Source organism: Pseudomonas sp. SAS7 (assembly GCF_052112345.1).
GTDB lineage: Bacteria > Pseudomonadota > Gammaproteobacteria > Pseudomonadales > Pseudomonadaceae > Aquipseudomonas > Aquipseudomonas putida_Q.
Window position 1 is genome coordinate 270,529 of the sequence record NZ_JBEGGO010000007.1, and the last position, 25,672, is coordinate 296,200.

The following is a 25,672-nucleotide window of genomic DNA, read 5'->3' on the forward strand; positions in this document are numbered from 1 at the left end:
ACGATGAACAGCTTCACTCCCCTGCCCGAAGGGCTCGACGCCGAGCGCGTGCGGGCGCAATACCGTGACCATGTGAACGCCGGCTATGCACGCCTGGCCTCGATGATGAACCTGCCGATCGAGGTGGCAGGTGAAGGCGTCTATTTGTTCGACATGGACGGCAATCGCTATCTGGATGCCGGTGGTTACGGCGTATTCCTGCTCGGCCACTCGCACCCGCAAGTGGTCGAACAGGTCAGCCGCCAGCTGCACAGCCACCCGATGGCCAGCAAGCTGATGCTCAACCCGTTCCAGGCCCAGGCCGCCGCAGCCCTGGCTGCGCTATGCCCCGCGCCGCTTCAGTACGTGTACTTCTGCAACTCCGGCACCGAAGCCACAGAGGCTGCACTGAAGCTGGCCTGGCTGAACGGCTGCCAGCAGGTGATCTCGACCCAGGGCGGCTACCACGGCAAGACCCTGGGTGCGCTGGCGGTGACCGGGCGTGAACTGTATCGCTCACCGTTCGACGACCGCCTCGGGCACACCCACTTCGTGCCATTCGGGGATGTCGAGGCGCTGCGCCGGCAGTTGCAGGCGCAACCCGAACGGGCCTGCGTGATCCTCGAGCCGGTGCAGGCCGAAGCCGGGGTGATCGTGCCGGCGGCTGGCTACCTGCAGCAGGTGCGCACGCTGTGCGACCAGTATGGCGCAGTACTGATCGCCGATGAAATCCAGTCTGGCATGGGCCGTACCGGGCGCTGGTGGGCTTGCGACCACGAGGGCGTGGCACCGGACATCCTGCTGGTCGGCAAAAGCCTGTCCGGTGGCTGCGTGCCGGTCAGCGCCATGGTGTGCACGGCCGACCTGCAGGCACCGCTCAATCGCAATCCGTTGATGCACACCTCCACCTTCGGCGCCAACCCGCTGGCCATGGCTGCCGTGATGGCGACCTTGCAGGTGATGCAGCGCGAACAGCTGGTGACACGCGCCGCCGACCTGGGGCAACGCCTGCAGCTGGGCCTGGAAAGTGTGCTTGGGCAACACCCGCGTGGTGCCGAGGTACAGCTACGCAGCGCCGGCCTGTTGCTGGGGCTGGAGTTCGCCGACGCAGGGCTGGCGGCAAACATGGTCATGCACCTGATCGACCAACGCATCGTGGTCAACCATTCGCTCAACGATCACCGGGTAATCCGCCTGACACCGCCAGCCCTGTACAGCGACAGCGACGTTGAATGGCTGCTCGGCGGCTTCGCGCGCGCCCTTGCCCGTACCTTTGAATAGGACACCGAAATGAAAGAAGTCAGCCTGAACGCCCATGTTCCCAGCCAGAGTGCCGAACAGGTCTATGCCGCCATCAGCAACTTCAGCGTTTACCCGCAGTTGTGTGAGTCGGTGCGCAACATCGAGATCGAATCGATCCATGAGCACGAGGTGCTGAGCAACTGGGAGGTGAACTTCCACAGCGGCATTCTCAAATGGCAGGAACGCGACGTCTTCGACCCGGCCAACCTGCAAATCCATTTCCGCCAGACCGCTGGCGACATCGACCACTTTTCCGGCTCCTGGCAAGTCAGCGACACCGCCGAAGGCGCCAGCATTGCCTTCCGCTCCTGCTTCGACCTGGGCCTGCCGATGCTGGCCGACATGCTCGACCCGGTCGCCCGTCAAGCGATCCGCGACAACATCAGCGCCATCATCCATGGCCTGTTCCCGAACAGCCAGATCAAGGATTGATGCCATGCCTTTGTCTCTCCTGCGCAACGCCAGGGAAACCCTGCAACGCTTCGCCCCGGACTTTGCCAAGCTGCTGACGGAACTGCCCTTCGAGCAGCGCGAAGCCGCAGGCAGCCCAGTGGTGGACTGGTTCAAGCACACCGGCCCGGTCGCCCTGCTGGTGCCCAAGGCCGGCGGTGGCCTGGGCGCCAACGCACGCGAAGCGCTGCACGTACAGCTCGCCCTCGGGGCCTTGTCGCCGTCGCTGGCCGTGGCCAGCACCATGCACCAGTTTTCCGTGGCCAGCCTGGTAGCGGTGGCCGGCAATGGCGCAGGCGCCGAAGGCCTGCTGTTGTCGGCCATCGCCCAGCAGCGTCTGCTACTGGCCTCGGGCTTCGCCGAAGGCGTGCCCGGTGGCGGCATCCTTGATGCCGGCATGGAAGCCGTGCAACTGGCCGACGGCGTACGCCTGAGCGGCAGCAAGCAACCGTGCAGCCTGAGCAGTTCGATGGACCTGCTGACCGCCAGCTACAGCCGCGCCAGCGAGCACGGCGAAGAGCTGATGATCGCGCTGATCCCTGCTACCGCACCCGGCATCAGCCACCACCCGTTCTGGGGCAACAGCGCCCTGGCTGCGGCACAGAGCCTGGAACTGCGCCTGGAAGATGTCTACGTCAGCGACAAGATGATCTTCTCTGCCGGGCTGAAATCGCAGCTGGGCGACGTGCAGACCATCGGTTTCATCTGGTTCGAGCTACTGATCAGCGCCAGCTACCTGGGGGCCTGCATGGGCCTGGTGGAACGGGCGATCGACGAGCGCCGCTGGAGCGACCAGCAGCGCGTGCAGCTGGCCTGCCAACTGCAACTGTGCCTGAGTGCGCTGGAAGGCCTGGCCCACGAAGTCGATCAGGTGCAAGGCAACGCCGATGACCTGCTGGCGCGCCTGTTGCTGACCCGCTACGGCATCGAACAGCACCTGGCCAGCGCCTCCGACCTGGCCCACCAGATGCTCGGCGGGCTGGCCTTCATCCGCTCCAACCTGGGCTGCGACTGGCTGGCCAGTACCCGTGGCCTGCAGTTCCACCCTCCCGGGCGTTTCAGCATGACGGCCAACCTCGACAGCTACCTGCAAGGCGCCACCTTCAGCATTGCCAATGGAGTCACCCTGTGAAATTGCTCAACAAGATTGTCGTCATTACCGGCGCTGCACGCGGCCTGGGCCTGGAAACCGCGCGCAAACTCAAGCGCCAAGGGGCAACGGTGATCGGCATCGACCGGCTCGAACCGCACACGGCCCTGAACTTCGATGCCTACTACCTGCTCGACCTGTGCGACCGCGAACGACTGGATGAAGCCGCCGCCTCTATTCTCGAACGCTTCGGCGACATCGATATCCTGGTCAACAATGCCGGTGTGCTGACCCTGGAACGAGGCGAAACGGGGGTCAACGATGACGTGCGCCGCGCCCTGGAAGTCAACCTGCTGGCGCCTTGGCAGCTGACTTCGCGCTTTTTGCCGGCGCTGCTGCGCAAGCGCGGCAAGGTGGTCAACGTGTCTTCGCTGTTTGCCTTGGTCAACGCGCCCTACGTCGCCGCCTATGCCACCAGCAAACGGGCCATGAGCGCCTATTCGGATGTGCTGCGCATGCAGTACCCCGGGCAACTGGACGTGGTCACGGTGTTCCCTGGCTTCATCGACACCGCCATTCACGACCCGGCTGAACGGGTCGGCCTGTCGGTCAAGCGCCTGGTCAGCTTCAAGCGCGGCGAGCGTGTGCTGCTGTCGCTGGAGGAAAAACTCGATGACGCCAGCAATGGCCTGGTGCGAGCCTGCACCCAGCAGGGCTTGCGCAACCGCGGCCTGACCTTCCTCGGCAGCGTGGCAATGTACACCGCGCGCTGGCTGCCGAGCCTGGTCGATGCCTTTATCAGCCTGCGCCTGCGCAGCCTGAGCAAGGCCGGGCAGCTGTCGCTCAAGCCCGAACTGATCGACTGAGGCCAGGCCGATGACGCAACTGGCACTGGACAAACCTTCGCTACGCCCGGAGCGCAGCCTGCTCAAGCCGTCGACGCTGGAAACCACCTTGGTGGTCGGCTATGCGTTGCTGCTGTTCGCCGCACCGCTGGCGCTGCTGGTGGCCACCCTCGAACAGGCACCGCAGGCATGGCCGCTGGCATTGCCGCTGCTACTGCTGGCGGGCTACGGCCTGTTCCTGCAGGGGATCCTCGGCCATGAAGGTTTCCACTTCAACCTCAGCGACAACCGCCTTTACAGCTGCCTGCTGGCGGTGCTGCTGAGCTCGATGCTCACGGGCTTCTGCGTCACCGGCTACTTTGTCGACCACTGGCAGCACCATCGCTATAACGGCGGCCCCAAGGACCCGGACTGGCGCCTGCTGCGGCGCTACCGCCTGGCGCTGAGCCGCCTGCTGGTGTCGCGCCTGCATGCCACCGCCTGGTATCTGCTGCAAACCGTGCGCCTGGCCCTGCCCGGCGCCAAGGTCAGCGGTGCGCTGCCTTTGCCGGACCCGCAGATCCGCTTGCTGGCCAGAACCAACCTGGTGTGCCAGCTGCTGTGGCCAGCGCTGTGGCTACTGCTGGCTGCGAAGTGGCCGCTGCTGCTGCCCGCCGTGGCCGGTTGCCTGCTGCTGGCGTTGCTGATTTCTGCCCTCAACGCTTATCAGGAGCATGCCTTCGAAGCCAGCGTTGCGCTGCCGGTGGCCCGCTCACGCACCGCCTGCCTGAGCACCCTGCTGCACCTGGGCTCCAACTACCACCTGGAGCACCACCTGTACCCGCGGGTACCGTGCTGGCGCCTGCCACGCCTGCACCGCCAGCTGCTCGCCAGCGGTTGGTATGAAGGCCGCCAGGCGCTGCTCGAACCGCGTTTCTTCGGCGCCTTGCGCTACTGCAAGGCACGTTTCCCCTACGCCGGTGCCTGGCAAGCGATGCCACCGCCCGGCCACTCCGGGCAGTGATTCAGGCCCGGTTTGCAACCTCCACACTCAAGGAACCGAGTATGTCTTTTGACGTAGATGAACTGATTGAAAACGAGCGCCGCACCCTGCTGGCCCACCCGCTGTTCGCCCGTATCAGCACCCTGGATGACGTGCGCCTGCTGATGGAAAACCACGTCTTTGCCGTGTGGGACTTCATGACCCTGCTCAAACGCATCCAGCGCGACCTGACCTGCGTCAGCCTGCCTTGGCTGCCGCCACGGCACATCATTGCCGCACGGCTGATCAACGAGATCGTCACCGGCGAGGAAACCGACGAACACCCTGACGGCGGCTTCATCAGCCACCTCGACCTGTACCTCAGCGCCATGGAGGAGATTGGCGCCGACACAGGTCCGTTCCGCCAGTTCCAGGGCCTGCTGCAAGCGGGCGTACCCCTGGCCCAGGCGTTGACCAATGTCGACATCCCGTTGCCGGCCAAGGTGTTCGTCAGCAAGACCTTGGACGTTGCCCTGCACGGCACTACCGAGCAAGTGCTGGCGTACTTCTTCTTCGGCCGCGAAGACATCATCCCGGACATGTTCGGCGGCCTGCTGCAGCGCTGGGCGATCGACGAGGCCAGCGTGCCGATGCTCACCTACTACCTCAAGCGCCACATCGAGATGGACGGCGACGATCACGGCCCCGCGGCCAAACGTATCATCGCCGAGATCGTCAGCGAACCGGCGCAACAGCAAGCCCTGGCGAAAAGCGCCGGCGACGCGCTGGTAGCCCGCACCGTGCTGTGGGATGGCGTGCTGGAGCTTTTGCACCAGCGCGCTACCGCGACCGCGCAGGCTAACTGCGAAGCGGTAGCCAGCTGAGCATCAGCCCTTGCCTGCGCCCGCCGCAGGCAAGGGCTGATGGCCCACAACGACAAGGACGAGAGCGTGTGACATGGTGAAAGGCAAGTACGCCAAGTTGGCAGTATCGGTGCTGGTCATTGCAGGCCTGGCAGTGCTGGGGCTGCAACGCTGGCAATACGCAAGGCAGTACGTCAGCACCGACAACGCCGAAGTGGAGGGCGTGATCATTCCCATTCGGGCACGGCTTAGCGGCGTGGTGGTACAGGTGCCGGTGCACGAGAACTCACGGGTGAAAAAGGGCGACCTGCTGTTCCAGGTGCGTGAGGACGAATACCAGCAAAGGGTTGAACAGGCCCGGGCCAATTACCTGGGCGCGCTCGTTGCCACCGGGCAAGGTGGCATGCCCGGCCTGATGGACAGCCAGGTACGCAGCGCTGCAGCGCGCAGCCAGGCGGCACAGGCCACCATCGGCCAGCTGGTAGCCAACGTCGAGCAGGCTCGCAGCGACTACCAGCGCACACAACGGCTGGCCGAACAAGGCGTAGTCAGCACCCAGGACCTGGAAACCGCGCGTGCCCGCTTCAATGCCTTGAACCACCAACTGCAGGCGGCCCGCGACAACTCCACGGCGGCCCGTGAAGGTACCTTGGCCAACCAGGCGGCACTGAAGGTCGAGGAGTACCGGATCAAAGCGGCCGAATCGGCCCTGGCCCTGGCCCGCATCGAGCTGCAGGACACCCGGCAGGGTTCACCCCAGGGTGGCGTGATCGTGCACAAGGATGTGCAGCCAGGGCAGTTCGTGGTGGCCGGCCAAAAGTTGCTGAGCCTGGTCACCACCGAGCGCATGTGGGTGGTGGCCAACTTCAAGGAAACCCAGATCGGCCGAGTGCGCGTTGGCCAACCGGCACGCATCAGCGTCGATGCCTTCCCCGGGCAGCAGTTCGACGGCGTGGTGCACAGCCTGGTGCCGGCCACCGGCGCCCGGTTCTCGCTGCTGCCGCAGGAAAACGCCACGGGCAACTTCACCAAGGTGGTGCAACGTATCCAGGCGCGTATCGAGTTCCGCCAGTTGCCCACCGCCATGCAGCAGGCGCTTAGCCAGGGCATGAGCGTTTTCGTCGAGGTCGATACCCGCGACAGCGGCCAGCCACTATGAAGTCGCCGTGGCTGGTGGCCGTGACGGTCACCCTGATCTCGATGATGGAACTGCTGGACGTGACCATCGTCAACGTCGCCATCCCCAGCCTGATGGGCAGTTTTGGCGCATCCGTCGACGAAATCTCCTGGGTCTCGACCGGCTATATCGTTGCCAACGTAGTGATCCTGCCGGCCAGTGGCTGGCTGTCGGCCTGGTTTGGCCGGCGTCGCTACTACCTGGTGTCGTCGGCGCTGTTCGTGCTGGCCTCGCTCGGTTGCGCGCTGTCGCAGGAGCTGTGGCAGATGGTGTTCTGGCGCGTCATTCAAGGCCTGGCCGGGGGTGGTTTGCTGGGCATTTCGCAGGCAATCATCTACGACGTGTTCCCCAAGGAAAAGGTCAGTGCCGGTATGGCCTTGTATGGCGTCGGCGTGATGATGGGGCCCACCCTTGGCCCGTCGGTGGGTGGCTACCTGATCGATGAGTTTTCCTGGCACTGGATCTTCCTGATCAACCTGCCGATTGGTGCGCTGGCGCTGCTGCTGGCCTGGCTATGCGTGGACGATTCGGCCAACGAACGGCGCCCGCAAAGCATCGATTACCTGGGCTTCGTGCTGCTTGCCGTCGGTGTCGGCAGCTTGCAGATCCTGCTGGAACGTGGCGAGCACTGGGACTGGCTGGAGTCGGACCTGAGCCTGCTGTGCCTGGCACTGGCGCTGCTTGGCCTGGTGGGTTTCTGCTACTGGGAGCGGCGCGTGGCCAACCCCATCGTCAACCTGGCGCTGTTCAACAACCGCGAATTCCTGCTCGGTTCGGTGTGCGCCTTCTGCGTTGGCTTCGGCTTGTACAGCACGCTGTTCATGGTACCGCTGCTGCTGCAAACGCTGCTGGAGCAAAGCGCCTACCAGAGCGGCCTGGTGATCTTCCCCGGGGCCCTGGCCAGTGCGGTCAGTACCCTGGTGATCGGCAAGCTGTCGCAGGAAAACCGCATCGATGAGCGCTACTTCATCTGCGTGGGCATCCTGGTCTACGGCTACGCCATGTACCTGCACACCCAGTTCACCCTGCAAAGCAACCCCGACACCCTGTACTGGCCGCTGATCATCCGTGGCTTCGGCCTGGGCATGATCTTCGTGCCATTGACCAACCTGGCCATGCGCCAACTGCCGGCCCAGCTGATCTCGGTCGGTTCCGGCGTGCTCAACCTGATGCGCCAGCTGGGTGGCAGTGTCGGTATCGCCATCGCCGCCACCTTGCTCACCCGTTTCTCCTGGGCACGCTACCGCCAGCTCGCCGAGCATGTCGACGAAAACCGCCTGCTCGCCAGCGGCTGGGACCTGGCCAACCTCGACCCGCGCCGGCTCTCCACCGACCTGCTCGGCGCCGACCAGGCCAACGCCGTGCTGGCCTTCATCCAGGCGCGGGAGCAGGCCCAGATGCTCGGTTTCAGCATGCTCTTCGGCCTGCTCGGCGCGGTGATGCTGATCGGCGTGCCCATGGTGCTGCTGATGCGCAACCCCCGCCAACCCAAGCCCTCACTTGCAAAGGAGTCCGTGACGTGTTCGGACAATGCACACGAATCCGCCTAGCGCTGCTGGTGCTGACACTGATTTGCGCCAGCCCGGTCCAGGCCCGCGACCTGTACCAGTCCTATCAGCAGGCCTTGGGGCATGACATGACCTACGCCGCAGCCCAGCAACGCCAGCTGGCGGCGGCGCAAAAGGCCCCGCAGGGCCTGGCGACGTTGTTGCCACACCTGTCCCTGGAAAGCGGCGCGGCCTGGGTCGACCGAGAACACAGCGGCGCTGCCAGCCGCAACCGGGACAACTCCAACGCCTACGCGCTGGTATTGATCCAGCCGCTGCTGCGCTGGCAGAACGTCATCGGCCACGAACAGGGCAAGGCCCTGGCCACGGCTGGCGAAATCGACCTGCTCGCTGCCCGCCAAGACCTGATGCTGCGCGTGGCCGACGCCTACTTCGAGCTGTTGCTGGCCGAAGACCAGTTGGCCACCAGCCGCCAGCAGGTGAACACCCTGGGTCAGCAACTGGACAAGGCGCAGCGTTTCCGCCGCGAGGGCTCAGGTACCGAAAACGAGGTGCAGCGCATCCAGGCCCGCTACGACCTGGCGCAGGCCGAGCAGATTGCCGCCGGCAATACCTTGCGCCTCAACCAGCAGGCATTGGCCCGGCTGACCGGCAGCACCGCCGGCGAGCTGGCCAGGCTTGATGACCAGGTGGCATTCAGCGGCCCGCAACCAGCCCGACTGGATGCCTGGACCGACCAGGCCCGCCAGCACAACCTGAAGGTGCAGGCTGCCGAAGTACGCCAGCTGATCGCCGAGCAGGAAGTGGACAAGCAGCAGGCCGGGCATCTTCCCACCCTTGACCTGGTGGCCGCGCATGGCCGTTTTGCCTCGGTGGGTGGCAGCCTGTACGACGTGACCGTGCCCGAGGAGAAGTACACCCAGACGGTGGTTGGCGTACAGCTCAGCGTGCCCCTGTATGCAGGCGGCGGCACCCAGAGCCGCACCCGCGAAGCCCGCGCCCTACAGGGCGCCGCCGAGGATGAGCTGGAAGATGCCCGCCGCGAGGCCGACTTCATGGCACGCCAGGCCTACCTCAACCTGACAGGTGGCATCAGCCAGTATCAGGCCTTGCAACAGGCCCTGCGCTCCAGCCAGAGTGACTTGCGTATCACCACGCATGCCTTCGAGGCGGGCGCACGCATCAGCAACGACGTGCTGGATGCCGAGCAGCAGCTGACCCGCACCCGCCTGCAACTGGCCCGTCAGCGCTACGCCATCCTGCAGGCGCAGTTACGCCTGATGGCGGCCAGCGGCAGCCTCAGCGACGACAACCTCAAGGCCCTCAGTGCCCTGCTGACTGCGCGGGTTCAAGGGTAGGCGCCCTCGCGGTATTGCCCTGCCACCTCACGCAGCACCTCGCACACCCACTGCCCCGGCAGGCTCTGCGGCAGGGCGGCATTGCGACAGATGCCGACCGAGCCGCCGGGCTCGCGCACACCCAGGTCAAGCTCGACCAGCTCGCCACGACGCAGGTCGAGCAGCACCGCATCGCGCGGCGCCACCCAGAGTGCATCGCTGCCCAGCAGGTAGCGCCGGCTCAGGGCCAGCGACAGGGTTTCCAGGCGCTGCGCCGGCATCTGGATGGCGCATTGCACAAACAGGCTGTCGGCGTGCTGGCGGATGGTGGTGCCGGCGGGCGGCAGCACCAGCGGGTAACGCCCGACCTGCCCCCGCTCGACTGGCGTGCTGGCCAGCAGTGGATGGCCCGGGCGCACCACCAGGCTCATCGACTCGCTGTACAGGTGCTCGAACGACAGCCCCTGGATCTGCGGGCTGTCGGTCATGCGCCCGACCACCAGCTCCAGCTCGCCCAGGTGCAGTTGGCCGAGCAGTTGCGCGCTGACCCCGGTTACCACATTGATCACCAACGCGTCATGGCGCTGGTGCAGGCGGCATAGCACCTCGGGCATGAGCAGGCCCTCGACCGTCGACAGCACCCCAATACGCACCTGCGATGGCGCCCGCGCTTCGCCGCGCAAGCTGCTGACGCCATCGCGCAGGGCCTGCACGCTGGGCCCGGCATAACGCATGAAACGCGTCCCGGCCGGCGTCAGCTCGACGCCCTGGCGGCTGCGCGCGAACAGGCGCGCTTCCAGCAGGTCTTCGAGTTCCTTGAGAGTCTTGGAGATGGCCGGCTGGCTGATCGCGAGCACGTCGGCAGCCCTGGCCAGGCTGCCCTGTCGGGCAATCTCCAGAAAGCACAGCAGGTGGCGGTATTTGATGCGGGTGTCGAGGTTCATGGCAGAGCAGTCTGTTAAACGAGCTGCTACTTTACGCCCTCAGGTGATCATTGCCTCACCCTGGTAACCAAATCTTTCGGTTCGTTAGACATTTCACCTGCCGCTGCTGCCGGTTTGACCGTGACAGGCACATAGGCAAATCGCGCATAATCGGGATCATCGGGGGGCATGGTTTTGATGAGCCTGACCCAATAATTTCCAATGTCGCCATTGACCCTGGCCGGCCGATTGTCATCCGTCCACAAATTCCCCTGATAGCCAGTGGATGGAGCCTGAGTAATGTTGGCCATATCTTGAATAAATGAGGGTTGGCCGTTAGCAGAATTGCACGCCAGTATATGGGTTGCCTGCCCGCTCATTGCGTAGCCAGATCGTTCCAAGGTCTTCACAACTGCACGCGCGGGGTGGTTGACTCGCTCAGTTCCAATTCTACCGGGAAATCCATGAGCCCCGATATTCAAGACGCGCACTCCAGAGTCACTCTGCGAGTAGAAAACCCGCATCCCGTCAACCATTTTAATAGGCCCCTTATAATACAAACCTTGGCCTTTTCCAGATGGCGAATGACCGCTGGGGTCGCTCAAGTTGACAGGATCCCCTCTGACAAAGGCGTAAGCATTCAACCCGCCTTTGCCAAACGGTGATTGGTTATCGGTGCTTTGAAAGCGCATCAGCAGAGGGCTGTAGGTACGGTAGCCCTTTCCTAGAGGGTAGCACTGCGTCAACACATCGCAGCGCTCACCTTTGAAACCGATATCCTCTACGGGGCAGCGAGCAGCAAGTCCATAAACAGCGTAAATTCGCTTTACACAGACTGCACTCTCAATTTCATAGAGTACCGAGCCGTGTGCATCGCTGCCGATAATTCTGTTCAAGCCGGCTGATGACCGAATGCCTGATAGCCCCGCATCAAAGCGCATGCAGGGGAGGGATTCATTGTCGCTGACAAGCGTTGCAACACCGTTGCGCCTATAGAAATACTTTTGGGTTTTGGATTTCATGATGGCCATGATGGCAATGCCTTTTCCCCTGCACCACCGCCTATCATGAAGATAAAACCAAGACAAATGTACTGGTAAATATGCTAGTTGCGGGGGGCACGAATCAAAAATCGATGAGTATTCTTGTGGGATAATTGGTTTGCATCAATATTCTGGCCTCTACGGTTTGGGTAGGAGCGGCCTTGTGTCGCGAAAGGGCCGCGAAGCGGCCCCGGGATTTCAGCGACAGTGCAAAGATTGCTGGGGCTGCTGTGCAGCCCTTTCGCGACACTAGGCCGCTCCTACACGGATCGCGCATGACTTGAGGGCGAGGTAAGCCGGTACAGCCATTGTATGACTATCAGGCTACCGCCAGTTCCACAGCCTCGCCGTTCAAGCGCACCGGCCACACCCGCAGGCGCTGCCCGGCATCCTCCAGGCACTCGCCACTCTGCAGGCTGAAATGCTGCTTGTACAACGGTGCCGCCACCACCAGTTCGCCCTGCACACTGCCCACCAGCCCGCGGCCGATGATGTTGGCACCGGAACGCGGGTCGCGGTTGTCCACCGCGTACAGCGGCTGCGCCTGCCCCGGCAGGTAGAACAGCGCCACTTGAGCCCCGTCGAGCCACACCACCACCCCGGAGTCAGCCACCAGGTCTTGTGCCTGGCACACTGCCTGCCAGTTCTCACAGGTTTTCACAGCAGCATTGGACAGGTTCATCAGACAGCCTCCTCGACAGTAGGGATCAGGTGCAGCGGTGCAGCGGGCCGGCGTTGTTCGCGTTCGCGCACGAAGTGCACGTCCGGGTCGGCACGGCGGTCATTGACGAAGGTGCGGAAGCGCTTGAGCTTCTCCGGGTCGTTGAGGGCGTTGGCCCATTCACATTCATACTGGTCGACCACATGCTGCATCTGCGCTTCGAGCTCGCCGGCCAGGCCCAGGCTGTCGTCGATGATGACCTGCTTCAGGTAGCCCAACCCGCCGTCGAGGTTTTCGCGCCACACCGAGGTGCGCTGCAGCTTGTCGGCCGTGCGAATGTAGAACATCAACACGCGGTCGATCAGGCGCACCAGGGTTTCGTCATCCAGGTCGGTGGCGAACAGCTCGGCATGCCGGGGGCGCATGCCGCCGTTGCCGCACACGTACAGGTTCCAGCCCTTGTCGGTGGCGATCACGCCGATGTCCTTGCTCTGCGCCTCGGCGCATTCACGGGTGCAGCCCGATACCGCGAACTTGAGTTTGTGCGGGCTGCGCAGGCCCTTGTAGCGGTCTTCCAGGCGCAGGGCCATGGCGACGCTGTCTTGCACGCCGTAACGGCACCAGGTGCTGCCCACGCACGATTTCACCGTGCGGGTCGACTTGCCGTAGGCGTGGCCGGTTTCGAAGCCGGCCTCGATCAGCTCGCCCCAAATCAGCGGCAGCTCGTGCAACTGGGCACCGAACAGGTCGATGCGCTGGCCGCCGGTGATCTTGGTGTACAGGTCGTACTTCTTGGCCACCTGGCCGATGACGATGAGCTTGTCGGGGGTGATTTCACCACCCGGAATACGCGGCACCACCGAGTAGGTGCCGTTCTTCTGCATGTTGGCCATGAAGGTGTCGTTGGTGTCCTGCAGCGGCACCAGCGCCGGGTCCATGATCGGCTGGTTCCAGCACGAGGCGAGGATGTTGCCCACCGCCGGCTTGCAGATGTCACAGCCAACGTGGCCCTTGCCGTGACGCTCGAGCAGCTCGCTGTAGGTACGGATGCCCTCTACCCGCACCAGCCCGTAGAGTTCCTGGCGGGTGTAGGCGAAGTGCTCGCACAGGCTCTTGTCCACCGCTACCCCACGGGCGGTCAGTTCGTGCTCGAACACCTGCTTGAGCAAGGCCGCGCAACCGCCGCAGCCGGTGCCGGCCTTGGTGCAGCCCTTGACCGCAGCAAGGTCGCTGCAACCGCTGTCGATGGCGGCACACACCGCGCCCTTGCTGACGTTGTGGCACGAGCAGATGGTCGCGCTGTCGGGCAGCGCATCGGCGCCCAGGGCCGGTGCACCACCGCCTTGCGGCAGGATCAGCGCTGCCGGGTCGGCTGGCAGGGCGATGCCGTTCTGGGCGTACTGCAACAGGGTGTCGTAATAGCTATTGTCGCCGACCAGCACCGCGCCCAGCACGTGCTTGCCGCTGGCGTCCACCACCAGCCGGCGGTAGGCGCTGTTGGCTTCGTCGATGAAGCGGTAGCTGCGTGCACCGGGGGTGGCGCCATGGGCATCACCAATCGAGCCGACATCCACGCCCAGCAACTTGAGCTTGGTCGACATGTCGGCGCCGGTGAACGCTACCGCCGCTCCCCCCATCAGCAACGCCGCCAGGTTGCGCGCCATGCTGTAGCCTGGGGCGACCAGGCCGAACACGCTACCGTTCCACGAGGCGCACTCGCCGATGGCAAAGATGCGCGGGTCGCTGCTGCGGCAATGGTTGTCGATCACCACGCCACCGCGGGCGGCGATGTCCAGGCCGCAGCCACGGCCCAAGGCATCCTGCGGGCGGATACCGGCCGAGAACACGATCAGGTCGGTTTCCAGATGCTCGCCACCGTCGAAGTTCATGCGGTAGCGGTAGGCTTCACCGGCGCTGATCGACTGGGTGGCACGCGACAGGTGCACGCCCACACCGAGCGCTTCAATCTGTGCCTTGAGCGCGGCACCGCCCTCGCCGTCCAGCTGAACCGGCATCAGCCGTGGGGCGAACTCCACCACGTGAGCTTCCAGGCCCAGCGACTTGAGGGCGTTGGCTGCCTCCAGACCGAGCAGGCCGCCACCGACCACCACGCCACGGCGGGCACCGGCTGCGGCAGCGCGAATGCCATCGAGGTCGTCGAGGGTGCGGTAGACCAGGCGGGCATTGCCGCTGGAGCCTTCGATTGGTGGCACGAAGGGGTAGGATCCGGTTGCCAGGACCAGCTGGTCGTAGCCGTAGCGCCCCTCGGCGGTGACTACCTCGCAGCGCTCACGGTCGATTTCCAGCACGGCCTCACCGAGGTGCAGGTGCACGCCGTTGGCGTTGTAGAAATCGTGCTCGCACAGGGCCAGGGTCTCGGCACAGCTGCCGCCGAAGTATTCGGACAGGTGCACGCGGTCGTAGGCGCGTTGGCGCTCTTCGCCGAACACCCGCACTTCGAAGCGCTGCAGGGCGCCGTGGCTGACCAGTTGTTCGACGCAATGGTGGCCGACCATGCCGTTGCCGACGATGACCAGTCGCTCTCGTTGCCCGCTGCTCGCTGTTGCCTTCATAAGCCGATCCTCGATCAAAAAAAAAGCGCCTGGAGCCGAAGCTCCAGGCGCCTTTGCCTGTATTCATCACGGTGTGCCCCCGGTTGATCGCCGTTGATCAGTGGGGCTTGTTGTATTGGAGGTAAAGCAGGGACTGTGCCAATTGCTTTACCTGTACCGGCCCCTTCGCAGCACAAGGCTGCTCCTACAGCTATCGCGTGCCCCTGTAGGAGCAGCCTTGTGCTGCGAAGGGGCCCCACAGGCGATCAAAATGCACAACCGGGGTGCACATCAGCCCATCCCGGTGCACTCAGTACACATCCCGCAGATAACGCTTGGCCTTGCTCAAACCTTCCACATAGGCAGCCGCCTGCGCCGCATCCATCCCGCCATGCTCAGCCACGACCGTGCGCAACGCCGCATCCACATCCTTGGCCATGCGCTGCGCATCCCCACACACATAGAAATACGCCCCCGCCTCAAGCCATTGCCACAACTGCGCGCCCTGCTCGAGCATGCGCTGCTGCACATAGACCTTCTGCGCCTGGTCCCGCGAGAACGCCGTGTGCAGCCGCAAGTGCCCTGCTGCCTCCCAAGCCTGCAACTGTTCCCGGTAGTAGAAGTCGGTAGCGGCGTACTGCTCGCCAAAGAACAGCCAGTTACCCCCTTTCGCCCCCCGCGCCTCGCGCTCTTCAAGAAACGCCCGGAACGGCGCAATGCCGGTACCCGGGCCAACCATGATCACCGGTACGCTGTCGTCTTCGGGCAGCCGGAAGTGCTTCGACACCTGCGGGAAGATAGCCACCTTCACCGCTTGCGCGCGGTCGGCGAGGAAGGCCGAACACACGCCCTTGCGCTCGCCGTACCGCACGGTGGAGACGGTCAGGTGGACCTGGCCCGGATGCGCCAACGGGCTGGAGCTGATCGAGTACAGGCGCGGCTGCAAGGGCTTGAGCAGGTCCAGCCAGTTGGCCAGCGGTAGCTGTTGGGGGAAGGCGCGCAGCACATCGACCAACTGCCGGCCCCACAGCCAGTCCTGCAGCTCGGCCTTGCACTCGGGCTGCAGCAGACGCTGCAGGTCCGGTGCATTGTCAGCGAAGGCCTGCAGTTGCTGCGCGGTGACCTTGGCGATCTCCAGGTGCGTTTGCAGGGCTTCGGCCAGTGGCATGGCAGGCTGGCCCTTGAGCTCGACCATGGCCTGGCCATCGAGCTGCATCAGCGCCAGCAGTTCGTCGACCAGGGCCGGGCAATTGCGCGGCCACACGCCCAGGGCATCACCGGCGGCATAGCTGAAGCCGCTACCGCTCAGGTCGAACACCAGTTGGCGTGTTTCCTTGCCGGCACCGGGGCCGCTGAGCAGGTGGTTTTCCAGCAAGGCGGCGGCCCAGGGTTGCTGTTTGCTGTAGGCCGCCATGGGTGCAAGTGCGCTGGCCGGCGGTGGCGCAGCGGCACTGCCCAGCGAGGGCAGCAACGCTGCGAGCCAGCCAGCGAACGCTTGGTCAAAGTCTGGCTCGCAATCCACCCGTTGCAGCAGGCGACGCCCACCCAGTTCGGCCAGGCGCTGGTCGAGCTTGCGGCCAAAGCCGCAGAACTGGTCGTAACTGGAGTCGCCCAATGCCAACACGGCATAGGGCACCTCAGCACAGCAGGCGCCCTCCTCGCCCTGCAAGGCCTGCCAGAACGCCGCCGCGCTGTCGGGCGCGTCGCCATCGCCAAAGGTGCTGGCGATCAACATCACGCTGGCAGCACCCTGCAGCTGGCTTGGGCTGACCGCGTCCATGCAACTGAGCTGCACGTCGAGCCCGGCAGCGCGCAGGTGTTCGGCGCAGCGCTCGGCCAGCAGCTCGCCGTTACCGGTCTGCGAGGCCCACAATACTTGATGCCGGGGCGACGCCAACGCCGCAACGGGCAGTGCCGCAGCTTGGGCGAACAGCCCGGCCAGCAAGCCGTCGATAAACAGCCGGCGGTCGGCCGCCAGTGGCGCACTGGCCGGCAAGCGGGGCACACCTTCGGCTCGGGCCTGGTGGTCCAGGCCCAACACGAAACCTTGCAGGTAATGGCGCTCTTCTTCTGCCAGCATCGGGGCTGGCAGGGTGTCCAGGCCAAGCAGACGTGACAGGGTGGCAGTGGGCATGCGGGCTGGCTCCGGGATGGCAGTGTTCAGCTCAAGGGCGTCGATACGCTCGCCTGCGACCCGTTGCAGGGCCACGGCGCAGTGTTTGAAAGCGGGTTGCAGCGACAGCGGGTCGACCGCATCGCAGGTGACGGCATTGATTGCCAACTGCTCGCCAACCAGGTCGTTCCAGTGAAACGGCGCAAAGCAGTTGCCTGGCATGACCCGGTCGCTGATTCGCGCCGGTAGCACGGCTTGCCCGCGCCGTGAGCGGATGGCGACCTGGTCTTTTTCAGCGATACCCAGGCGTGCCGCGTCGTCCGGGTGGACCTCGACGAAGGGGCCAGGCTCCAGCTTGTTCAGCGCCGGCACCTTGCCGGTCTTGGTCAGGGTGTGCCACTGGTGCTGCACGCGGCCGGTGTTCAGCACCATGGGGTAGTCGTCATCCGGCAACTCTGCTGCGGGCAACCAGGGCCGGGCAAAGAAACGGGCCTTGCCACTGGCGGTGGGAAAGGCCAGCGCCGGGCAATCGCCCTGGGCATCGTGCAGCAGCACCTGGCTGCTGCCGTCGTTCAGGTAGCGTAGTGGGCTGCGATCGCTGCCACGGCCTGGCGCACAAGGCCACTGGCGTGGTTGCTGACGCAGCTCGGCGTAACCGATGCCGCGCAGGTCGTAGCCCGTGGCGGGGTTATGGAAGCGGCGGATTTCTTCATACACCGCTTCGGCATCGGGGTAGTCGAAGGCTTCGGCGTAGCCCATGGCGCAGGCCACCCGGGCGATGATCTGCCAGTCGGGCAGGCTCTGCCCTGGCGGCTCGACCGCGCGCGGCATCAGGGTGAGGTTGCGTTCGCTGTTGATCATCACGCCCTCGCCTTCGGCCCACAGCGCGGCCGGCAGCAGGATGTCGGCGTAGCGGTTGGTTTCGGTGTCGAGGAAGGCATCCTGGGTAATCACCAACTCGGCCTGGCACAGGCCATCGATGACCTGCTGGCGGTTGGCGACGCTGGCCACCGGGTTGCTGCAGATGACCCAGCACGCTTTCACTTCGCCCGCTTTCATCTGCTCGAACAGCGCCACCGTACCCTCGCCGCCTTCGCTGCGAAGGCGGCCGGGTGGCAGTTGCCACTGCTGCTCGACAAATGCGCGATCGCCTTCCACCAACGCCGAACGCTGGCCTGGCAGGCCGGGGCCCATGTAGCCCATTTCACGGCCGCCCATGGCATTGGGCTGGCCGGTCAGCGAAAGCGGCCCGCTACCGGGGCGGCAGATGGCGCCCGTGGCCAGGTGCAGGTTGCAGATGGCGTTGCTGTGCCAGGTACCGTGAATGCTCTGGTTCAGGCCCATGGTCCAGCAGCTCATCCAGTCGTTGGCGCCGCCGATCCATTCGGCGGCCTTGATGATGTCGGCCTCGGCCAGCCCGGTGATGGCGGCTACGCGCTCGGGGGTGTAGTCATCGAGGAAGGCTGGCAGTTCGTCCCAGCCTTCGGTGTGGCGGGCGATGAAGTCGGGGTTGGTGTGGCCATTGCGGTGTAGCAGATACAACAAGCCGTTGAGCAAGGCCATGTCACTGCCGGGGCGTACTTGCAGGAACAGGTCGGCCTTGTCGGCGGTGGCACTACGCCGTGGGTCGACGACGATCAGCTTCGCGCCGGCCTTGACCCGATCGAGCAGGCGCAGGAACAGGATGGGGTGGCAGTCGGCCATGTTGGCGCCGATCACCAGGAACACGTCGGCGTGCTCGAAGTCCTGGTAGCTGCCAGGCGGGCCGTCAGCGCCGAGCGACAGCTTGTAGCCGCTGCCGGCGCTGGCCATGCACAGGCGCGAGTTGGACTCGATGTGGCGGGTGCGGATAAAGCCTTTGGCCAACTTGTTGGCCAGGTACTGAGCCTCCAGCGACATCTGCCCTGACACGTACAGCGCCACGGCGTCGGGGCCGTGCTGGTCGATGATGCCGCGCAGGCGTTTGCCGGCATCGGCGATGGCCTGGTCCATGCCGGTGCGCGCCGGTTGCTGGTTGCGCTGCTGGCGCACATAGGCGTCTTCCAGGCGGCCGGCGGCGGTCAGCGGCACATGCGCGGTGAGGCCTTTGGTGCACAGCCGGCCGAAGTTGCTGGGGTGCTGCTTGTCGCCGCTGACCTTGACGACCTTGCCATCGGCAACGCTCATGATGATGCCGCAGCCAACGCCGCAGTAGGGGCAGACGCTGCGTACTTCGCTGTTGGCCATGGGCGGGCTCCTGTGGGAAACGCAAAAAGGCGCCGGCTGCCCGGCTTGCTGAGCAAGCGGGGCAACACGGCGCCTTTGTCGTGAAGTGGTGAGGGCTGTCGACGTTGATAGCCCGGGTTTGAGGTGGATCAGCAATTAGTGGGCCAGCTGTACCGGCCTCTTCGCGGGTGAACCCGCTCCCACAGGGATTTCACAGGGCCTAAGGGTGGTGATGTGCCTGTGGGAGCGGGCGTGCCCGCGAAGAGGCCGGCACAGGCTACGCACCATGCGGTGGCAAGCCGGTACCCGCTGGCGCTATGCTGGGGCAAATTCCAGCATGAGCAACTACCCTCCCCCCATGTCCCAGGTGATTCTCAAGACCCCCGCCCAACTCGACCTGATGCGCCGCGCAGGCCAACTACTGGCCCAGGTTTTCGCCGACCTCGACAGTTTCATCGGCCCCGGCGTGACCACCATGCAGATCAACGACCGCGCCGAAGCGTTCATCGTCGACACGCTCAAGGCGCGGCCAGCGAGCAAGGGCCAGTACGGCTTTCCTTATTCCCTCAATACCTCGGTGGACCACGTGGTGTGCCACGGCATGCCCAAGGTCGATGAAGTGCTCAAGGAAGGCTCGATCATCAACGTCGACATCACCCTGGAACAGGGCGGCTACATTGCCGACTCCTCGAAGATGTACAGCATCGGCAAGATCAGCGATGAAGCCCGGCGCTTGGTCGACACCACCTACGATGCGCTGTGGAAGGGCATCGAACAGGTGCGCCCCGGGGCCACGCTGGGCGATATCGGCCATGCCGTCCAGGCCCATGCCGAGGCGGCAGGCTATAGCGTGGTGCGCGAGTATTGCGGGCACGGCATTGGCCAGCAGATGCATGAAGGGCCTGAAGTACTGCACATCGGCCAGCGCGGCATGGGCATGAAGCTGAAGCCGGGGATGGTGTTCACCATCGAGCCGATGATCAACCAGGGTGGGCGCGGTACGCGCACATTGAAGGATGGCTGGACAGTGATTACCCGCGACCACAGCCTGTCGGCGCAGTGGGAGCATACCGTGGCGGTGACCGAGGACGGGTTTGAGGTGCTGACCTTACGGGAAGAAGAGCGCCGAAGCTGAAGCTGCCGCAAATCCCCTGTGGGAGCGGGTTCACCCGCGAAGAATACGACACGGTGTATGGCACCGGCTTTGCCGGTATTCGCGGGTGAACCCGCTCCCACACGGGTCTGGCGGCGCTTTTACGGTCTTCGACATAATGCAGACATAAAAAAAGCGACCCTAAGGTCGCTTTCTTTGTTACTTCCAGGTGTTCAGTGGGCCTGGAAGTGGAATATGGCGCAGCGGACGGGACTCGAACCCGCGACCCCCGGCGTGACAGGCCGGTATTCTAACCGACTGAACTACCGCTGCGCTATACATCGAGTGGTGGGTGATGACGGGATCGAACCGCCGACCCTCTGCTTGTAAGGCAGATGCTCTCCCGGCTGAGCTAATCACCCATGTCTCTCGGTGTGGCGCGCATTCTACGGGCGACTTTGCACGCTGGCAAGCACTTATCGAAGTTTTTTCAAACTTCGTTCCAACACCAAAATTCAGGCACAAAAAAAGCGACCCTAAGGTCGCTTTCTTTGTTACTTCCAGGTGTTCACTGGGCCTGGAAGCGGAATATGGCGCAGCGGACGGGACTCGAACCCGCGACCCCCGGCGTGACAGGCCGGTATTCTAACCGACTGAACTACCGCTGCGCTATACATCGAGTGGTGGGTGATGACGGGATCGAACCGCCGACCCTCTGCTTGTAAGGCAGATGCTCTCCCGGCTGAGCTAATCACCCATGTCTCTCGGTGTGGCGCGCATTCTACGGACGGCCCCGCACCCTGGCAAGCACTTTTTAAACTTTCTTCAAAAAAAACTTCATGCCTTTCAAAGGCCTAGCGTTGCCGGGTGTTTCTTTCATGCATAAGCCACTGCTGGCCCTCTGACAGGGTTGGCCTCAGAGCTCCGCTCGGAGAATAATGCCCGCCTTATGCATTAAGGAGAGTTACCCCTCATGTGGTTCAAGAACCTGCTGACCTACCGCCTGACCCAGGAAGTTCCGTTCGAGCCTGAAGCGCTGGAAGCCGCACTGGCCAGCAAGCCGGCCCGCCCCTGCGCCAGCCAGGAGCTGACCACCTATGGTTTCGTCGCGCCGTTCGGCAAAGGCGAAGACGCTCCCCTGGTGCATGTCAGCGGTGAGTTCCTGCTGATTGCCGCGCGCAAGGAAGAACGCATCCTGCCGAGCAGCGTGGTCAACGACGCAGTCAAGGAAAAGGTCGAAGAGATCGAGACCGAGCAAATGCGCAAGGTCTATAAAAAAGAACGCGACCAGATCAAGGACGAGATTATCCAGGCCTTCCTTCCGCGTGCGTTCATCCGCCGTTCGATGATCTTCGCCGCCATCGCCCCGCGTCTGGGTGTGATCCTGGTCAACTCGGCCAGCGCCAAGCGTGCCGAAGACCTGCTGTCCACCCTGCGTGAAGTGATGGGCTCGCTGCCGGTGCGCCCGGCCACGGTGAAAATTGCACCAACCGCCACCATGACCGATTGGGTAAAGACGCAGCAAACCGCCGAAGGCTTCTATGTACTGGACGAGTGCGAACTGCGTGACACCGCCGAAGACGGCGGCATCGTGCGTTGCAAGCGCCAGGACCTGACCGGCGAAGAAATCCAGCTGCACCTGAGCACGGGCAAAGTGGTGACCCAGCTGGCCCTGGCCTGGCAGGACAAGCTGTCGTTCATTCTGGACGACAAGATGGTGATCAAGCGCCTGAAGTTCGAAGAGCTGCTGCAGGAGCAGGCCGAGCAGGACGGTGGCGATGAGGCTGCGCAGCAGTTCGACGCCAGCTTCCTGCTGATGATGATGACCTTTACCGAGTTCCTGCCGGTGCTGTTCGAGGCGCTGGGTGGGGAGGAGATTCCGCAAGGGGTCTGATGTGTCTTGAGATGCCAGTGCAGGCCTGAAAGCCCTTTTGCCTGCACCGGTCCTGTCGCCGGCAAGCCAGCTCCCACAGGTACGCCACGGTTTTCAGAACCTGTGGCGTACCTGTGGGAGCTGGCTTGCCGGCGACAGGGCCCTGGAAATTCACAAAGCTATAAGTAGAAAAGGAATTGCCCAATGCGTGCCCTTGCCGCCTTAAGCCGCTTCGTCGGCAATACCTTCGCCCTGTGGGTGCTGGTGTTTGCCGTGCTGGCCTTTTTGCAACCGCAATGGTTCATCGCCTTGAAGGTCGCCATCGTGCCGCTGCTGGGCCTGGTGATGTTCGGCATGGGCCTCACCCTCAAACTCGACGACTTCGCCGCCCTCGCCCGCCAACCTTGGCGGGTGATGCTGGGCGTTGTCGCGCACTTCGTGATCATGCCGGGCATGGCCTGGCTGCTGTGCCAGCTGTTCCACCTGCCGCCGGAAATTGCCGTGGGCGTGATCCTGGTCGGCTGCTGCCCAAGCGGTACGGCATCGAACGTGATGGTGTGGCTGTCGCGCGGGGACCTGGCGCTGGCAGTGGCGATTGCTGCAGTAACCACCCTGCTGGCACCGCTGCTGACCCCGGCGCTGATCTGGTTCCTGGCGTCGGCCTGGTTGCCGGTGTCCTTCATGGACATGTTCTGGTCGATCCTGCAGTTGGTGATGCTGCCGATCGTGCTCGGCGTACTGGCCCAGCGCCTGCTCGGTGCCCGGGTACAGGCGGCGGTGCAGATACTGCCGCTGGTGTCGGTGGTGAGCATCGTGATGATTGTGTGCGCGGTGGTGGCGGCCAGCCAGGCGAAGATCGCCGAATCGGGGCTGCTGATCATGGCGGTGGTGATGCTGCACAACAGCTTCGGCTATTTGCTGGGGTACCTGACCGGCAAGCTGTGCAAGCTGCCGCTGGCCCAACGCAAGTCGCTGGCGCTGGAGGTGGGCATGCAGAACTCCGGGCTGGGGGCGGCGCTGGCGGCGGCGCACTTTTCGCCATTGGCGGCAGTGCCCAGTGCGTTGTTCAGTGTATGGCACAATATTTCCGGGGCGTTGTTGTCGACCTGGTTCCGGCGCATGCATGAGCCTGCGGTGGAGACTGAAGAAGTGGAGCCTGCCAGGCATTGAGGGTGCCTGTACGGGCCTCTTCGCGGGCTTGCCCGCTCCCACAGGGATCAGCACTGACTTGCCCTGAAGGCTGCAGATAGGCACCATATTGCCCACTGTGAGGACGGCCTCACGACGCACCGCGTGACCATTCCGGGGACGGCCCCATCATTCAAACGATGGAGACACACTCATGTCCTGGATCATCCTGTTCTTCGCCGGCCTGTTCGAGGTCGGCTGGGCCGTAGGCCTGAAATACACCGACGGCTTCAGCAAACCGATTCCCACCGTACTCACGGTCGGCGCCATGGTCATCAGCCTGGGCTTGCTGGGCCTGGCCATGAAAGAACTGCCGCTGGGCACCGCCTATGCCATCTGGACCGGTGTTGGCGCAGTCGGCACCGTCATCGCCGGGATCATCCTATTCGGCGAGTCTATGGCCCTGGTGCGGCTGGTCAGTGTGGCGCTGATCATCTGTGGCCTGGTCGGCCTGAAAGTCAGCGCCAGCTAACCCCCTCCCCTATCGCAGGTCACCGCGAAGGCGGCTGACCTGCTCGCGCAACCGCTCAGGCTGCGCTGCCTCCACCGGGATGGCGGCGCCCGCCACGACGGTCACCCGCGACCACAGGCGCCTGAAGAAGCCCTTGGCCGGGTCGCGGCTGAAGAAGCTGCCCCACAGCCCTTGCAAAGCCAGCGGGATCACCGGCACAGGTGTTTCTTCGAGGATGCGGTTGACGCCGCCCTTGAACACATCGATCTCACCATCACCGGTCAACTTGCCCTCGGGGAAGATGCACACCAGCTCACCATCGGCCAGGTACCTGGCAATGCGCGCGAACGCACGTTCGTATGTGGCGGGGTCTTCGTTGCGCCCGGCAATCGGGATGGCGCCTGCGGTGCGGAACACGAAGTTGAGCACTGGCAGGTTGTAGATCTTGTAATACATCACAAAGCGGATCGGCCGGCGGATTGCCCCGCCCAGCAGCAATGCATCGACGAACGAGACGTGGTTGCACACCAACAGCGCCGCGCCTTCGTCGGGGATACGCTCAAGGTCGCGGTGCTGCACGCGGTACATCGAATGGCTGAGCAGCCAGATCAGGAAGCGCATGGTGAACTCGGGCACGATCCTGAAGATGTACGCGTTGACCGCGATATTAAGCAGCGATACCACCAGGAACAGCTGCGGGATGCTCAGCTCGGCAAGCCCCATGAGGATGATGGTAAGCACCGCCGACACCACCATGAACAAGGCATTGAGGATGTTGTTGGCCGCAATCACCCGGGCGCGCTGGTCTTCGGCCGTGCGTGCCTGAATCAGCGCATACAGCGGCACAATGTAGAAGCCACCGAACACACCAAGGCCCACGATCGACAGCAGGATCCACCAGGCCTGGCCCATACCCAGCAGCGCCAGCCAGTCATGCGGCGCAGCTGCAGCCGGCACATCGCCGGAGTGCCACCACCACAGCAGGCCGAACAGGGTCAGGCCGAACGAGCCAAACGGCACCAGGCCGATCTCTACCTTGCGCCCGCTAAGCCGTTCGCACAGCAACGAACCCAGGGCGATGCCTACCGAGAACAGCGTCAGCACCAGGGTAACCACCGTGCCATCGCCGTGCAGCCAGTCCTTGGCGTAGGCCGGGATCTGCGTGAGGTAGATGGCACCGACAAACCAGAACCACGAGTTACCCACGATCGAGCGCGACACGGCGGGCGGCTGGCCCAGGCCCATGCGCAGGATCGCCCACGACTGCCTGAAGATGTTCCAGTCCAGCGGCATGCTCGGCGAGGCGGCAGCGGCCCGCGGGATCCAGCGGCTAGCCAGGTAGCCGAGCACCGCAGTGCCGACCACACCGCCGGCCACCACCGTGGCATAGCTGTCGGCCGACATCATCACGCCGGCGCCGATAGTGCCGGCCAGGATGGCGAGGAAGGTACCGGTTTCCACCAGTCCGTTACCGCCGACCAGTTCCTCCTCGCGCAGGGCCTGCGGCAGGATCGAGTACTTCACCGGGCCGAACAGCGCCGAGTGGGTACCCATGCCGAACAGCGCCACCAGCATCAGCGCCAGGTGGTTGGTGATGAAGCCAAGTGCACCGATTGCCATTATGACGATCTCGGCCAGCTTGATCGCACGGATCAGCGCGTCCTTGGCGAACTTCTCGCCAAACTGCCCGCCCAGCGCCGAAAACAGAAAGAACGGCAGGATGAACAGCAAGGCGCACAGGTTGACCCAGATCGAACGGTCACCGTCGCCCAGGCTGAGCTTGAACAGGATCGCCAGGATCAGCGACTGCTTGAACAGGTTGTCGTTGAAAGCACCCAGCGACTGGGTGATGAAAAACGGCAGGAAGCGCCGCTTGCCGAGCAAGGTGAATTGCGAGGAGTGACTCATCGTCCTTGGTCCTGAGGGCTTTTCAATTGGAGGCGCGCCGGGCACGCCAGGCCACAAATCTGCATGGGAAATGCCTTGGCTGGCAAGCCTACACGCTTTTTGCAGAAGCGGCCGGGGCGCTCCTGCAGGACGCGCATGTGGCTTATGCTT

Annotated in this window: 19 protein-coding genes and 4 tRNA genes; 13 read left to right on the forward strand and 10 right to left on the reverse strand. The window is 64.0% G+C overall.

The annotated features are described in order from the left end of the window. Positions 1-3: 3 nt before the first annotated feature. The 9 genes from ABI582_RS13915 to ABI582_RS13955 all read left to right on the forward strand — a co-directional run bounded on the left by ABI582_RS13915 (position 4) and on the right by ABI582_RS13955 (position 9,533). The gene (locus ABI582_RS13915; RefSeq protein ID WP_442119459.1) at positions 4-1,260 is read left to right on the forward strand and encodes an aspartate aminotransferase family protein; all 1,257 of its coding nucleotides are present in this window, start codon (positions 4-6) and stop codon (positions 1,258-1,260) included. A gap of 9 nt (positions 1,261-1,269) precedes the next feature. Then, entirely contained in the window at positions 1,270-1,713 is a 444-nt protein-coding gene (locus ABI582_RS13920) for a type II toxin-antitoxin system RatA family toxin (protein ID WP_258655589.1), read from the forward strand. 4 nt (positions 1,714-1,717) lie between these two features. Further along, positions 1,718-2,863, forward strand: coding sequence for an acyl-CoA dehydrogenase (locus ABI582_RS13925; RefSeq protein WP_258655588.1), 1,146 nt, complete (start codon positions 1,718-1,720; stop codon positions 2,861-2,863). Further along, entirely contained in the window at positions 2,860-3,687 is an 828-nt protein-coding gene (locus tag ABI582_RS13930; RefSeq protein ID WP_306380113.1) for an SDR family NAD(P)-dependent oxidoreductase, read from the forward strand. Before ABI582_RS13925 ends, ABI582_RS13930 begins: the two co-directional genes overlap by 4 nt. Positions 3,688-3,697: 10 nt before the next feature. Further along, the gene (locus ABI582_RS13935) at positions 3,698-4,669 is read left to right on the forward strand and encodes a fatty acid desaturase (RefSeq protein ID WP_442119460.1); all 972 of its coding nucleotides are present in this window, start codon (positions 3,698-3,700) and stop codon (positions 4,667-4,669) included. Positions 4,670-4,710: 41 nt separating this feature from the next. After that, the gene (locus ABI582_RS13940; protein WP_258655585.1) at positions 4,711-5,511 is read left to right on the forward strand and encodes a DUF3050 domain-containing protein; all 801 of its coding nucleotides are present in this window, start codon (positions 4,711-4,713) and stop codon (positions 5,509-5,511) included. 73 nt (positions 5,512-5,584) lie between these two features. After that, complete coding sequence (locus tag ABI582_RS13945; protein WP_258655584.1) at positions 5,585-6,649, forward strand: HlyD family secretion protein; 1,065 nt, start codon at positions 5,585-5,587, stop codon at positions 6,647-6,649. Continuing rightward, the gene (locus ABI582_RS13950) at positions 6,646-8,217 is read left to right on the forward strand and encodes a DHA2 family efflux MFS transporter permease subunit (protein WP_258655583.1); all 1,572 of its coding nucleotides are present in this window, start codon (positions 6,646-6,648) and stop codon (positions 8,215-8,217) included. The genes ABI582_RS13945 and ABI582_RS13950 overlap by 4 nt, the downstream gene beginning before the upstream one ends. Next, on the forward strand, positions 8,187-9,533 hold the full coding sequence (locus ABI582_RS13955) for a TolC family outer membrane protein (RefSeq protein WP_442119461.1): 1,347 nt from the start codon (positions 8,187-8,189) through the stop codon (positions 9,531-9,533). Before ABI582_RS13950 ends, ABI582_RS13955 begins: the two co-directional genes overlap by 31 nt. On the opposite strand, the gene pcaQ is transcribed toward ABI582_RS13955, so the two are convergent. The 5 genes from pcaQ to ABI582_RS13980 form a co-directional block, all read right to left on the reverse strand. Further along, positions 9,524-10,456 (reverse strand): pca operon transcription factor PcaQ, encoded by a 933-nt coding sequence (gene pcaQ / locus ABI582_RS13960; RefSeq protein ID WP_442119462.1) that lies wholly within the window; start codon positions 10,454-10,456, stop codon positions 9,524-9,526. The genes ABI582_RS13955 and pcaQ overlap by 10 nt on opposite strands. Positions 10,457-10,503: 47 nt before the next feature. Next, positions 10,504-11,466 carry an RHS repeat-associated core domain-containing protein gene (locus tag ABI582_RS13965; RefSeq protein ID WP_442119463.1) on the reverse strand — a complete coding sequence of 321 codons (963 nt, stop codon included), beginning with the start codon at positions 11,464-11,466 and terminating at the stop codon, positions 10,504-10,506. A 331-nt stretch (positions 11,467-11,797) separates the two neighbouring features. Next, positions 11,798-12,160 (reverse strand): nitrite reductase small subunit NirD, encoded by a 363-nt coding sequence (gene nirD, locus ABI582_RS13970; protein ID WP_258655581.1) that lies wholly within the window; start codon positions 12,158-12,160, stop codon positions 11,798-11,800. Continuing rightward, the gene (nirB, locus tag ABI582_RS13975; RefSeq protein WP_442119464.1) at positions 12,160-14,712 is read right to left on the reverse strand and encodes a nitrite reductase large subunit NirB; all 2,553 of its coding nucleotides are present in this window, start codon (positions 14,710-14,712) and stop codon (positions 12,160-12,162) included. Before nirB ends, nirD begins: the two co-directional genes overlap by 1 nt. Before the next feature lie 289 nt (positions 14,713-15,001). Then, positions 15,002-19,030 (reverse strand): molybdopterin-dependent oxidoreductase, encoded by a 4,029-nt coding sequence (locus tag ABI582_RS13980; protein ID WP_442119465.1) that lies wholly within the window; start codon positions 19,028-19,030, stop codon positions 15,002-15,004. A gap of 316 nt (positions 19,031-19,346) precedes the next feature. Here ABI582_RS13980 and map point away from each other — a divergent pair, with 316 nt between their 5' ends. Further along, entirely contained in the window at positions 19,347-20,144 is a 798-nt protein-coding gene (gene map / locus ABI582_RS13985) for a type I methionyl aminopeptidase (RefSeq protein WP_405046018.1), read from the forward strand. Positions 20,145-20,358: 214 nt separating this feature from the next. On the opposite strand, the gene ABI582_RS13990 is transcribed toward map, so the two are convergent. The 4 genes from ABI582_RS13990 to ABI582_RS14005 all read right to left on the reverse strand — a co-directional run bounded on the left by ABI582_RS13990 (position 20,359) and on the right by ABI582_RS14005 (position 20,859). Further along, a tRNA-Asp gene (locus tag ABI582_RS13990) sits at positions 20,359-20,435 on the reverse strand. A 13-nt stretch (positions 20,436-20,448) separates the two neighbouring features. Then, a tRNA-Val gene (locus ABI582_RS13995) sits at positions 20,449-20,524 on the reverse strand. A 169-nt stretch (positions 20,525-20,693) separates the two neighbouring features. Continuing rightward, positions 20,694-20,770: transfer RNA gene (locus ABI582_RS14000), tRNA-Asp, on the reverse strand. A gap of 13 nt (positions 20,771-20,783) precedes the next feature. Further along, positions 20,784-20,859, reverse strand: a tRNA-Val gene (locus tag ABI582_RS14005). A gap of 216 nt (positions 20,860-21,075) precedes the next feature. Here ABI582_RS14005 and rdgC point away from each other — a divergent pair. The 3 genes from rdgC to sugE all read left to right on the forward strand — a co-directional run bounded on the left by rdgC (position 21,076) and on the right by sugE (position 23,635). Further along, entirely contained in the window at positions 21,076-21,996 is a 921-nt protein-coding gene (rdgC, locus tag ABI582_RS14010) for a recombination-associated protein RdgC (RefSeq protein WP_338746359.1), read from the forward strand. A 183-nt stretch (positions 21,997-22,179) separates the two neighbouring features. Then, positions 22,180-23,145 (forward strand): bile acid:sodium symporter family protein, encoded by a 966-nt coding sequence (locus ABI582_RS14015; protein ID WP_442119466.1) that lies wholly within the window; start codon positions 22,180-22,182, stop codon positions 23,143-23,145. Between the two features lie 172 nt (positions 23,146-23,317). Next, positions 23,318-23,635, forward strand: coding sequence for a quaternary ammonium compound efflux SMR transporter SugE (gene sugE / locus ABI582_RS14020; protein ID WP_016501077.1), 318 nt, complete (start codon positions 23,318-23,320; stop codon positions 23,633-23,635). A gap of 9 nt (positions 23,636-23,644) precedes the next feature. On the opposite strand, the gene ABI582_RS14025 is transcribed toward sugE, so the two are convergent. Next, positions 23,645-25,522, reverse strand: coding sequence for a 1-acyl-sn-glycerol-3-phosphate acyltransferase (locus ABI582_RS14025; protein ID WP_338746357.1), 1,878 nt, complete (start codon positions 25,520-25,522; stop codon positions 23,645-23,647). Positions 25,523-25,672: the final 150 nt, after the last annotated feature.